The sequence below is a fragment of the Micrococcus sp. ACRRV genome, from assembly GCF_022346985.1.
GTDB classification, from domain to species: Bacteria; Actinomycetota; Actinomycetes; order Actinomycetales; family Micrococcaceae; genus Micrococcus; species Micrococcus porci.
On the sequence record NZ_JAKRNH010000073.1, the window covers coordinates 1 to 11,742 of the forward strand.

Below are 11,742 nucleotides of genomic sequence, written 5' to 3' on the forward strand. Positions count from 1 at the left end.
CGGTGGGGTGGGTGATCTGGTCTGGCATGGGAACCTCCGGGGGATGGGTCAGAGACGTTCGATCACGGTGACGTTGGCCTGGCCGCCGCCCTCGCACATGGTCTGCAGGCCGTAGCGGCCGCCCGTGCGCTCGAGCTCGTGCAGCAGGGACGTCATCAGGCGGGCACCCGTGGCGCCGATGGGGTGGCCCAGGGCGATCGCCCCGCCGTTGACGTTGACCTTCGCGGGGTCCGCGCCGGTCTCGGTCAGCCAGGCCAGCACGACGGCGGCGAACGCCTCGTTGATCTCCACCAGGTCCATGTCGTCGATGCCCAGCCCCATGCGCCGCAGTGCGAAGGCGGTGGCCGGGATCGGGGCGGAGAGCATCATGACGGGGTCCGCGCCGCGCGCGGAGAGGTGGTGGATGCGGGCGCGCGGGGTGAGGCCGTGACGACGCACCGCCTCCTCGGAGGCGAGCAGGAGGGCGGCCGCGCCGTCGGACATCTGCGACGCCGACGCCGCCGTGTGCAGCCCGCCGGGGACGATCGGATCGAGCGAGGCGATCTTCGCGGCGTCCGGGGTGCGCGGCCCCTCGTCCGCGGTGAGGCCGGCGAGAGGCAGGATCTCGCGGTCGAAGCGACCGTCGGCCTGGGCGGCGAGCGCACGCTCGTGGGAGCGCACCGCGAACTCCTCCAGGGCGTCACGGTCCAGGTTCCAGTGCCGGGCCATCATCTCGGCCCCGCGGAACTGAGAGATCTCCTCGTCCCCGTAGCGGGCGGCCCAGGACTCGGAGCCGGTGAACGGGTCGGGGAAGCCGAGCTCGCGGGCGGCCGTGTTGGACCGGGAGAGCGGGATGGCGCTCATGGACTGCACGCCGCCGGCGACGACGAGGTCCGCCGTCCCGCTCATGACGGCCTGCGCCGCGTAGTGGATCGCCTGCTGGCCCGAGCCGCACTGGCGCTCGATCGTCGAGCCCGGCACGTCCTCCGAGAGCCCCGCGGCCAGCCAGGCGTTGCGCGCCACGTCCATGGCCTGCGGGCCGAGCTGGTCGATGCAGCCGAGGATGACCTCGTCGTACTCGGCCGAGTCGACGTCCTGCCGGCCCACCAGCTCCCGGATCGGTGCCGCCGCGAGGTCCAGCGGGTGGACCCCGGCGAGCCCCTTGCCGCGGCGCCCCACCGGGGTCCGCACCGCGTCGATGATGTAGGCCTCGCCCATGGGCCGCTCCTTGCTCCGCTTCGAGTGTGACCCGAGACACGTTAGGGAGGGCGGGGGCCCGGGGCAAGGGCCGGTCCGGCAGATGGACGCGCGGGCCTCGCCGGGGTCGGGAGGGGGCACGGCGTTGAGAGCCGGTACGGCGGCGGCACCCCCGCCCTGGGGCGGGAGGGAGCTGCGCCGATAGCGTGGGCGGCAGGCACCCGGGGCCGACAGGCCCAGACCCGAGAGGACACCGCCATGGCCACCCCGCATCACCCCGACCAGCCCGCCGACGCCCACCGCTCCGACCACCTCGCCCGCGCCACGGACGAGAACTCCGGCCACGCCGTCGCCGGGGACACCCCGCCCGCAGAGGGCCTGGGCGTCGGTCCGACCAACCCCGGCATGGAGGCCGACAAGTCCGGCGAGGGCGGCATGGGCAGGATCCTGCTCGGCCTGCTCATCGCGCTGGTCGTCATCGGAGTCCTGCTGTTCGTGATCGGCCGCATCTCCTCCATCGGCTGAGCGCACCACGCGCCCTGAGCACACGACGGGGCGGGCACCGGATCACCGGTGCCCGCCCCGTCGTCGTCCCGGGACGCTCAGGCGGAGTGCGACCCGCCGCCGTGCCCGCGGCCGGGCCGGTCCGAGTGGTGCAGCTCCTCGCGGGCGCCGGCGCCATGGCCCTGCTCCGTGCGCATGAGCTCGGCGTCCTCATCGCCCCACAGCGGGACGTTCTTCGCCTCGGGCAGGTCGGCGAGGCGGAAGTGCGGGTCCTCGCCGGCCTTGAGCTTGCGCTCGTAGTCCTGGAGCAGCTTCACGGCCAGCCCGCCGAGCGGGATGATCGCCACCAGGTTGATCGTCGCCATGAGCGCGGCGAAGGTGTCCGCGAGGTTCCACACCAGGGACACGGTGCCGAGGGCGCCGCCGACGACGCACAGCAGCACCAGCACGCGGAACGCCGTGATCCACTGCGGGGCGCGCTCCCCGGCCAGGTAGCGGATGTTGGCCTCGCCGTAGTAGGTGTTGCCGAGCACGGAGGACCAGGCGAGGAAGAAGATCACCACGGTGAGGAACGGGCCCGCCCAGGCGCCCACGGCCTGCTGGAGCGCATTCTGCGTGACCACCATGCCGAGGGCGTCCGTGTTCCCGTACTCGGGGTTGGAGAGCAGGATGATGAACGCGGTCGCGGAGCAGACCAGCAGGGTGTCGAAGTACACGCCCAGGGACTGCACGAAGCCCTGCTTGGCCGGGTGGGACACGGCGGCCGCGGCGGCCGCGTTCGGGGCGGAGCCCATGCCGGCCTCGTTGGAGAACATGCCGCGGCGCACGCCCTGCATCACCATCGCCATGCCGACGGCGGCGCCCGCCACCTGCTCGAACCCGAGCGCGTGGCGCACGATCAGCGCGAACATCGCGGGGATCTCCGTGATGTTGATGACCATGACCACCACGGCCAGCAGGACGTAGGCCACGGCCATGACCGGGACGATCACGTTGGTCACGGAGGAGAGGCGCTGGACGCCGCCGAAGATGACCAGGGCCGTGATCACGGCCAGCGCGACGCCCACGATCCACGCGGTGGTGGTGGAGGCGCCCCAGTTGGCCTGCACGGACTCGGAGATCGAGTTGGACTGCACCGCGTTGAACACGAACCCGTAGGTCACCGTGATGGCCACGGCGAACAGGGCCGCCAGCCACTTCAGGCCCAGGCCGTCCCGGATGTAGTACGCCGGCCCGCCGAAGAAGCCGTCTCTGTCCTTCCGCTTGTACAGCTGCGCCAGCGTGGACTCCACGAACGCGGTGGCGCCGCCGAGGATCGCCATCACCCACATCCAGAACACGGCGCCGGGGCCGCCGAGCACGATCGCGATGGCCACGCCGGCCACGTTGCCCGTGCCCACGCGGGAGGCCGCGGAGATCGTGAACGCGCGGAAGGGGGAGACGCCGTCGTCCGCGCCGCCCTCCGGGCTCTTGGCCGCCACGGAGCGGATCATCTCCGGGAGCATGCGGACCTGCACGCCCACGGTGCGGACGGTGAACCACACGCCGGCGAACGCCAGCAGGGCCATGACCAGATACCAGTACTTCGAGTTGAACGCGCTGATCGCGTCGGCGAGGGCTCCCATGGTGGCCACGCTACGTCATGGCACCCCGGGACCCGCCCTGGTCGACGCGTCGGGCGGGTGCGGCTCGACGGCGCCCCGCCCCTAGGCCGGGGGGTGCGTGGTGGCGTCCCAGAGCTGCACCACGTGCCGCATGCGGCGGCGCATCTCGTCCGCCGACACCCCGGCGGCGGTGTTCCGGGCGGCCGAGCGGGCCAGGTCGTCGGCCAGCTCGTTCCCGTGCGTGCCGGCGTGGCCCTTCACCCAGAGGGTGGACACCTCCACCCCGGCAGACCCGGCCAGGTCCACGGCGGCCAACAGGCGCCGCAGGGCGCGACGGATCCGCTCGCCACGGGCGTCGCCGAGGGTCAGGCGTTCGCGGTGCGCCTCCCGGAGCAGGGCGAGGGCGGCCCGCGAGTCCGAGTGGATGAGCACCCGCTCATCGGGGGTGCCGGACCACGCCGCCATCAGATGGCCCAGGGTGAGGGCCTCGAGCTCGGCCTCGAGGGGGATGGTCGCGCCCGGGAGCGCGTGGGCGGCCCACGGGCCGGAGCGGGTGACGGCCGCGGCGCCGCCGGTGCGCGTGCCGCGCAGCACGGACCCGTCCACGTAGACGTGCCGCACCTCCGCCGGGTCCGTGTAGGACAGGCTGTGCATCAGGTCCGGCACGGAGCGGCGCACGAACCGGTCCACGCGCCGCCGCGCCAGGAACACCCGGGAGGCCCGTTCCACCTCCGCACTGGCCTGGTGTGCCTCCCGCAGGGTCTCCAGGGGCACCCGCTCCGCTCCGCTGGCGGCCACCGCCTCGCCGTCCACGTCCGGGAGCAGGTAGCTGGAGCGCTGCGAGCCCACGGGCGACTCGTCCAGCCGGTAGGACACCACCCGCAGCCAGGGCGGGGCGATCGCCCGCAGCAGGGTCAGCAGCTCGGCGTCGTCGTTGGAGCGCAGCCGCACGATCACGGGCCGCCCCTCGGGCAGGTCCCCGGCCACGGTGTCCCAGAAGTACCCCAGCCGCGCCGCCGGGACCACGCCCGTCAGCACCAGGCCCTTGACGTCGTCGCCGAGCTCCCGCAGCTCCAGGTGCCGGGAGACGAACACGATCCCGTCCCGCACCGGGTGCAGGTCCAGCCGCAACGCCCGCCCGTGGTCGACGCCGGGGAGCATGGCCAGCGGGCGGGCGACCACGCGCACCCCGTCCTGCCGGCCGGCACCGGTCCGGGGTGCGCCGGCCGGACACGACGGGCCAGGACGTCGGCCCCGTCCGGTGCGGGCGCGCCGGCGCGGGAGGCGCGGGGTCCCGTGAAGGCCCACATCGGGTCCAGCAACGCATCCGGGGAGGAGGCGTCGGTGTCGAAGTGGAGGGACCTCACCTGCCCCTCTCGAGGATGAGTGCTGCTGTTGTCCATGAGGCTGCCGGCGGGTTTGGCGGGGCCGCTCCGGCAGTGGTTCGCCGGGACCGGGGCGGCGGGCTGGCTGGCGACGAGGGCCCGCCCAGGGCGGTGCCCGCGCCGTCCACGTCCCGACCACGATAGTGAGCGCCCCCGGCTCAGGGCAGACCTGGTCGCCCGCGCGATGGGCCGCACCGGCGTCCTCCTCAGAGCGCTCCGGTGCGCCGTGCCTGGACGTCCGGGCCCAGGCGGAGGCCCAGCGCGGCGGCCTGATTCCGCTGCTGGCGCAAGGCGGCGGTGCCCAGCAGGGCGGCCAACGCCCGCTCGCCCTCCTCGGGCGTGTGGGCGGCGTCGACGAGGAGCCGGTGCAGGCCCAGCCCGCCGAGGCCCAGCGCGAGCGCGGAGAGGACCACGTCCGCGCCGTCGCGGTGGCGCAGCAGCACGGCCTCCGCCTCCTCCGCCCGGCCGGCGAGGTCCTCCACCCGGCGGGCGGCGCAGGCCCGCTCCACGTCCGCGACGATCCGGTCCGCCACCCGCGCCAGCAGCGTCTGCTTGTCCGGGACGTGCCAGTACAGGGCGGAGGCCTGCACCCCCAGCACGGAGGCCACCCGCCGCATGGACAGGTCCCCCATGCCGAAGTCCTGCAGGATCCCCACGGCGGCGTCCACCACGTCCTCCGCGCTCAGGCGGCCGCGGGCGGAGGAGGTGCTCATGCGGTCACGCTACCCGGCGGTCAGCGCCCCGTCCGCCGCGGCGCCGTGCAGCACGCCGTCGGCCCCCATGCGCACGGTCCGGTCCGCCATGACGGCGGCCTCGGCGGCGTCGTGCGTCACGACGACGGCGCTCACCCCCTCCGCGCGCAGCACCGTCCGGATGTCCGCGGCCAGGCGGGTGCGCAGGTCCGCGTCGAGGGCGGAGAGCGGCTCGTCCAGCAGCAGCACCGCCGGGGACGGAGCCAGCGAGCGCGCCAGGGCGACCCGCTGAGCCTGCCCGCCGGAGAGGGTCTGCACGGGCCGGTCGGCCAGCGCGGCGAGGTCCACGAGCTCCAGGAGCTCCGCCACGCGGGCGTCCCGGCGGGAGCGGTCCCAGCCGGCGGCCTCCACCCCGTAGGCCACGTTGCGGGCCACCGTGCGGTGGGGGAACAGCTGCCCGTCCTGGAAGACCATGCCCACGCCGCGCCGGTGCGTGGGCACCGCGGTGACGTCCCGGCCGGCGAGCTCCACGGTGCCCGCGGGGACGTCCTCCAGGCCGGCGATCCCGCGCAGCACCGTGGACTTCCCCGAGCCCGAGGGCCCCAGGAGGGCCACGATCTCCCCGGGGGCGAGGTCCAGGTCCGCCCGGGTCACCGGCACGGACCCGTCCGGGTAGGCGACGGCCAGCCCCCGCAGCCGGAGGGCGGGCGCGGCATCGTGGTGGTGCATGCGGGCGGGCATCAGAGACCTCCGGAGGGGGCGGCGCCGCGGGGGCGCAGGCGTTCGCAGGCGAGGAGGGCGCCGGCGCTGAGCACGGCGAGCACCACGGCGGCCGCCAGCGCCATGCCGTGGTTGTCCGCGCCGGGGCGGCCGATCAGCCGGGCGATCAGCACGGGCAGGGTGGGACGGTCCGCGGCGGCGAGGAAGCTCGTGGCCCCGAACTCGCCGAGGGACACGGCGAACGCGAAGCCCGCCGCCACCCCCACGCCGCGGGCCAGGAACGGGCCGTCCACGGTGGCGAGCACGCGCCACGGCCCGGCACCGAGCGTGCGCGCGGCCTCGCGCAGCCGCGGGTCCACGGCCCCGAGCACCGGCACCAGCGCGCGCACCGCCAGGGGGACGGCGATCACGGACTGCGCCAGGGGCACGAGCGCACCCGACGCCGCCAGGTCGGGGGCCGCGGCGCGCAGCGAGACGATGAACCCGAAGCCCACCGTCACCGCGGACACCCCCAGCGGCAGCAGCAGCGCCCCGTCCAGGGCCCGCTGGGCCGCGCGCCCCGCCCGGGAGCGCACCGGGCGGGTGAGCACCAGGGCCAGCGGCACGGCCACGACGAGCGTCACCACGGTGGCGTCCACGGCGGTGCGCAGGGACTGCTCGAGGGCCTGCGCCGGGGTCACCCCGCCCGCGAAGCCCGTGCCGGGGCTGGTGGCCAGCAGCCGGTAGTTCCGCAGCCCCCAGCCCTCGGCCGAGTGCAGGGAGCCGGCCAGCAGGGCCAGGATCGGGGCGACCACGAGCGCCAGGACGGCCAGGGTCACGGCCGCCGGGACGGCGTCGGCCCGGGTGAGCGGGCGCGCAGGGGCCTCCCCGAGGCGGAGGGCGCGGCGGGCCCGCGCGGCGGCGGCGCCCGAGGCGAGGATGGCCGCCAGCACGACCGCCAGCTGCACCGTGGAGAGCACGGCGGCGGTGCGCAGGTCCAGGTACACGGTGGTCTGCGCCCAGATCTCGGTCTCCAGGGTGCCCGGCCCGGGCCGGCCGAGCGTCTGCACGATCCCGAACGCGGACGCGCAGAACAGGAACACCAGGGCAGCGGCGCCCGCCACGGCCGGGGCCAGCTGGGGCAGGGTCACCGTGCGGAACGCCCGCCACGGGGACGCGCCCAGGGTGCGCGCCGCCTCGGCCTGCCGCGGGTCCAGGGCGGCCCACAGGCCGCCCACCTGCCGCACCACCACGGACACGTTGAAGAACACCATCGCCATCACGACGGCGGTGCTCGTCTGGTCCAGGCCCGTCCACCCGAGGGGGCCGTCGGCGGCAAGCAGCGCGCGGAACGCGGCGCCGACCACCACGGTGGGGAGCACGAACGGCACCGTCACCACCGCCCGGGCGAGGCCGCGGCCGGGGAACGCGCGGCGGTGCAGCGCGAACGCCGTGGGCACGCCCAGCGCCACCGAGGCCGCCGTGCCCGCGGCCGCCAGGCCCAGGGTGTTCCCCAGGATCCGCCAGGTGCGGGACGCGCCCAGGGTCTGCGCGAAGGCGGACAGGTCCAGGCCGCCGGTCGGGTCGCCGGCGGCGTCCACCGAGGCCACGCCCCGCCACAGCATGGCGGCCACGGGCCAGGCGAAGAGGACCAGCAGGAACAAGACCGGGACGGCCGCGCTCAGCAGCCACAGCGGAGCGAGGCCGTCCCCGGCGGCGCGTCGGCCCCGCGGCGGACGCGGCGTCGCGCGCCGCCGCCCGCGTGCGGGAGCCGGGGTCGGCATCAGCGGGAGCCCGCCGACTCGGACAGGGCCGTCCACTCCTTGAGCAGGCTCTCCCGCTCGGTGTCGATCTCGGCGGGGTCGGGGGTGATCGGGTCCTCGACCAGCGGGCCGTTCGCCGCCCACTCGGCGGGCAGCTCCACGGTGTCGTCCACCGGGTACATGTACATGTTCTCGGGGATCGCGGCCTGCACGTCCTTCGAGAGCAGGAACTCCACGAAGGCCTTGGCGCCCTCGGGGTTCTCGGCACCGGTCAGCACGCCCGCGTACTCCACCTGCGGGGTGCAGGAGTCCTCGATGACGGCGGTCTGCGGGGCGAAGGCGGGGGAGGAGGAGTAGGAGAGCACCACCGGGAACTCCCCCTTGCCCTCGCCGCCGGAGAAGTCCGTGCTGTAGGCGTCGGACCAGGTGGAGTCCACCTTGGCCCCGCCCTTCAGCAGGTCCTCCCACCAGCCCTGCCAGCCGTCGTCGCCGTACTTCTCCGTGGTGGCGGCCAGGAGGGCCAGGCCCGGGGAGGAGGTGACGGGCGAGGTCACCGCGGTGAGCTTCGCGTACTCCGGGTCGCGGAGCTGGTCGATCGAGGTCGGCTCGGCCACCCCGTGCTCCGTGAACCACGCGGGGTCCGTGTTGAAGCAGACCTGGCCCTGGTCGACCGGGATCATCTTCCCGTCCACCACGAGGTCCTCCGCGGAGGCCGGCAGGTCCGCGGGGGCGACGTCCTGGACGGCCCCCTGGTCCACGAGGCGGTGCGCGGAGTGGTTCTCCACGCCGTACACGCCGTCCGCCACGGGGGCGTCCTTGGACAGCAGGACCTGGCTGACGACGGCGCCCGCGTCGCCCGGCGCGGTGGTCACCAGCCTGTAGCCGGACTCGGCCTCGAACTGCGCGATCAGCTCCTTCGGCAGGGCGAAGGAGTCGTGCGTCATGATCGTGACGGTCCCCTTCGAGCCGGCGGCGGCGGTCCCCGAGGCGGAGGTCGAGGACGAGCCCGAGGCGGACGACGGCGCCGCCGAGGAGGACGCCGCGGACGACGACGACCCGGTCGAGGGCGCGGAGACGGAGCAGCCCGTCAGCGCGAGCGCGGAGAGGCAGGCGGCGGCGAGGACGCCGCGGCGGGTGGTGGCGGTGCGGTGCACGGACATGGTTCCTCCAGCGGGGCGGAGGGGCCGGCCGGCCCGGCCGGGCGGCGGGGGCCGCATCGGCGAGCCGCCCGGGAGGTGGACTCGACTTCCTTCGCCGGCATGACCCGGGCAGGTTCGAGGGTCTGCGGCGGACCGCACTCTCAGCGCGTGGACGCGCTCCCCTGTCGATGTGTGTGAGCCCGAGCATAGCGGGTCCGCCCCCGCCGTACACTCGGCCCCGTGAGCGCATCCGCACCGCCCGCCGTCACCGGCACCTCCACCCCGGCCACCGAGTGGGACAACCGCCGCCCCCATCGCATGTGGCCGCGCATGCTCGTGATCGTCCTGACCCTGGCCGGCCTCGTGGTCCTGGTCCAGTTCTTCCAGGGCATCGCCTCCATCGCCGCGCCCGTGTTCCTCGGCCTGAACCTGGTGATCGTGGCCTACCCGCTGCAGGCGTGGCTGATCCGCCGGGGCCTGCACCCCGTGCTCGGGGCCGCCACCACCGTGGTGGTGGTCTGCGCCGTGATCGCCGCGTTCCTCGGGATGATCGCCTGGTCCGGCATGGAGCTGCTGACGGAGCTGCCCAAGTACGCGGGGCAGTTCCAGCAGATCATGCACGACGCCTCGCAGTGGCTCTCGGACCACGGCGTCACCCCGGACATGGTGAACCAGCAGCTGGCGTCGGTGGACATGTCCGCGGTCACGGGCGCCGCCGTCAGCGCGCTCACCACAATCGCCAGCAACCTCTACGCCGTGCTGGGCCTGCTGATCACCGTGATCATGGGCATGTTCTTCCTGGCCATGGACTCGATGGCCGTGGAGCGGCGCGTGCGCCTGCTCAGCACCGCCCGGCACGAGCTGGGTCAGGCGCTGATCGACTTCGCCGACGGCGTGCGGCGCTACTGGATCGTCACCACCGTGTTCGGGCTGATCGTCGCGGTGCTGGACATGGTCGCGCTCGTGATCATCGGCGTGCCGCTCGCCCTCGTCTGGGGCGTGCTGAGCTTCCTGACCAACTACATCCCGAATGTCGGGTTCATCATCGGCCTGGTCCCGCCGGCCATCCTCGGCCTGGCGGCCGGCGGCTGGCCCGCGTTCCTGTGGGTGGTGGTCAGCTACTCGGTGCTGAACTTCGTCCTGCAGTCCATCATCCAGCCCAAGGTGGCCGGTGACGCCGTCGGCGTGATCCCCACCGTCAGCTTCCTCTCCCTGCTGTTCTGGGCGTGGGTCCTCGGCCCGCTCGGCGCCATCCTCGCGCTGCCGTGCACGCTCCTGGTCAAGGCCGTCCTGATCGACGCCGACCCCAACTCCCGCTGGGTGAACTCCCTGATCGCCTCGGACCTCAAGGGCATGGAGCGGCGGCAGTCCTCCATGCTGGAGCGGCTCCGGCTGCCCCGGGAGCTGATCCGCCACGGCGGGTCCACCGCGAGCCACGCGACGGCCGCGGACGTCCAGGGCGACGACGACGTGGCGCCGGAACGCACCGCGGAGGACGCCGCCCCGGCGCAGGATCGCCGGCGGGTGCGCGCTGCCGCGCAGGAGGCCCGCCTCGAGGGCCCGCCGCCCTCCACCCTCAGGGCGCCGCGCGTGGACCTTCCGGGTGAGCCGGAGCCGGCGACGGCCGACGGGTCCGCGCCCCCGGAGGCTGGGGCAGCACCAGGTCGCTGAGCGTCCCCAGCAGCCGCAGCAGCGGCGGCCCCGGGAAGGGCACCTGCTCCGCCCCGGGGAACAGCGCGGCCGCCGCCTCGGCGGTCGCCGCGTCCGCCTCCGGGTCGGCGTGCGCCGGCCGCAGCACCACCCCCGGGGCCAGGGGCAGCAGGTCCAGGGCGGAGAGCGGTCCGCGGGCGTCGAGGTCCGCGTCGGGTCCCGGCGGCAGCGCGCGCACCGTGCGGACCGAGAGCGCCCGCCCCCGGGCGTCACGGGCGCCGGTGAGCGCGTGGAGCGCCGCCGCGGACGCGGCGTGGTCCGGGTGCAGCCGACCCGGCTGCCAGTGCACGGCCACCTCGCCGGGCGCGACGAACCGCAGCCACGGGTGCGGGTGGGGCTGCGCGGCGCCGCCCCCGTCCCACGGCCCGGCGGCGTGCCCCGCGACGGGCGGGAGCCACAGCACCCTCTCCGCCCCGAGCAGTCCGGCCAGCGCGTCCTCGGCCTGGGCCCGCGTCCACCCCTCGTTCACGGCGGGGTCCAGCAGCGCCGCGGAGACGACGGCGGTGCCGTCCCCGTCCGCGGCCCAGGTCCCGGCGGGGGCGCTGAACAGCGGCGTCCGCAGGGGCAGCCCGGCGGCGCGGGCCACGGCGTCGGCGGTCGCGGCGGCGCGCCCGGCCGTCCCCGCGGCGTCGGAGGGGAGGCGCCAGTGGACGGCCTCCACGGACCCGCGGGTCCCGGCGGCGTGCACGAACGTGGGCCCCTCGCGCCCCGGCAGGGGGCTCGCCCCGCGGACGGGCACCCGCTCGGCCACCCCGGGCAGAAGGCGGGCGGCGTCGGCGTCGTCGGGGTCCGTGAGCACGGCCACGGGCGCGTGCGCGCCGAGGGTCTCGGCCAGCCCGGCGACGGCGTCCCGCGCCTCGGCGAGCAGCCCCGGCACCGGGTGGACGGCCGGCAGCGCGAGCCATAGGCGCTCCGGCACCTCCCACGGCGCGGGAGCGCGCGGCGGCTCCGGGACGGCGGGCGTGCTCATGGGCGGCGGGCACGGGCGACGACGAGGGCGGTGCGGGGCAGCAGATGGAGCATGGGCCGGAGCCTACCGGGTCGAACGTGAGCCCGATCACCCCCGGCCG

General features: G+C 75.5%; 10 protein-coding genes and 1 riboswitch. Of the genes, 2 read left to right on the forward strand and 8 right to left on the reverse strand.

Annotation, left to right across the window (positions count from 1 at the left end):
- Positions 1–48: 48 nt before the first annotated feature.
- Positions 49–1,197, reverse strand: a complete 1,149-nt coding sequence (locus tag MHY29_RS08480) for an acetyl-CoA C-acetyltransferase (protein ID WP_239240114.1) — start codon at positions 1,195–1,197, stop codon at positions 49–51.
- A gap of 237 nt (positions 1,198–1,434) precedes the next feature.
- On the opposite strand from MHY29_RS08480, the gene MHY29_RS08485 reads away from it, so the two are divergent.
- Positions 1,435–1,701 carry a hypothetical protein gene (locus tag MHY29_RS08485; protein ID WP_224356372.1) on the forward strand — a complete coding sequence of 89 codons (267 nt, stop codon included), beginning with the start codon at positions 1,435–1,437 and terminating at the stop codon, positions 1,699–1,701.
- A 77-nt stretch (positions 1,702–1,778) separates the two neighbouring features.
- Here MHY29_RS08485 and MHY29_RS08490 read toward each other — a convergent pair whose 3' ends face one another.
- The 6 genes from MHY29_RS08490 to MHY29_RS08515 all read right to left on the reverse strand — a co-directional run bounded on the left by MHY29_RS08490 (position 1,779) and on the right by MHY29_RS08515 (position 8,983).
- Entirely contained in the window at positions 1,779–3,305 is a 1,527-nt protein-coding gene (locus tag MHY29_RS08490) for a sodium:alanine symporter family protein (protein WP_239240117.1), read from the reverse strand.
- Between the two features lie 81 nt (positions 3,306–3,386).
- Complete coding sequence (locus MHY29_RS12505) at positions 3,387–4,466, reverse strand: ribonuclease H family protein (protein WP_239240120.1); 1,080 nt, start codon at positions 4,464–4,466, stop codon at positions 3,387–3,389.
- A gap of 409 nt (positions 4,467–4,875) precedes the next feature.
- Entirely contained in the window at positions 4,876–5,382 is a 507-nt protein-coding gene (locus tag MHY29_RS08500) for a TetR family transcriptional regulator (protein WP_239240123.1), read from the reverse strand.
- Positions 5,383–5,391: 9 nt separating this feature from the next.
- Positions 5,392–6,102, reverse strand: a complete 711-nt coding sequence (locus MHY29_RS08505; protein ID WP_239240141.1) for an ABC transporter ATP-binding protein — start codon at positions 6,100–6,102, stop codon at positions 5,392–5,394.
- Positions 6,102–7,844 carry an iron ABC transporter permease gene (locus MHY29_RS08510; protein WP_239240144.1) on the reverse strand — a complete coding sequence of 581 codons (1,743 nt, stop codon included), beginning with the start codon at positions 7,842–7,844 and terminating at the stop codon, positions 6,102–6,104. Before MHY29_RS08510 ends, MHY29_RS08505 begins: the two co-directional genes overlap by 1 nt.
- The gene (locus MHY29_RS08515) at positions 7,844–8,983 is read right to left on the reverse strand and encodes a thiamine ABC transporter substrate binding subunit (protein ID WP_239240147.1); all 1,140 of its coding nucleotides are present in this window, start codon (positions 8,981–8,983) and stop codon (positions 7,844–7,846) included. Before MHY29_RS08515 ends, MHY29_RS08510 begins: the two co-directional genes overlap by 1 nt.
- A 69-nt stretch (positions 8,984–9,052) precedes the next feature.
- A riboswitch (TPP riboswitch) is annotated at positions 9,053–9,156 on the reverse strand.
- Positions 9,157–9,202: 46 nt separating this feature from the next.
- Between MHY29_RS08515 and MHY29_RS08520 the strand changes: the two genes are divergently transcribed.
- Positions 9,203–10,633, forward strand: a complete 1,431-nt coding sequence (locus MHY29_RS08520) for an AI-2E family transporter (protein WP_224356379.1) — start codon at positions 9,203–9,205, stop codon at positions 10,631–10,633.
- Here the strand turns inward: MHY29_RS08520 and MHY29_RS08525 are convergent.
- Complete coding sequence (locus MHY29_RS08525) at positions 10,539–11,642, reverse strand: agmatine deiminase family protein (protein ID WP_239240150.1); 1,104 nt, start codon at positions 11,640–11,642, stop codon at positions 10,539–10,541. The two genes, MHY29_RS08520 and MHY29_RS08525, sit on opposite strands and share 95 nt — an antisense overlap.
- Positions 11,643–11,742 lie beyond the last annotated feature (100 nt).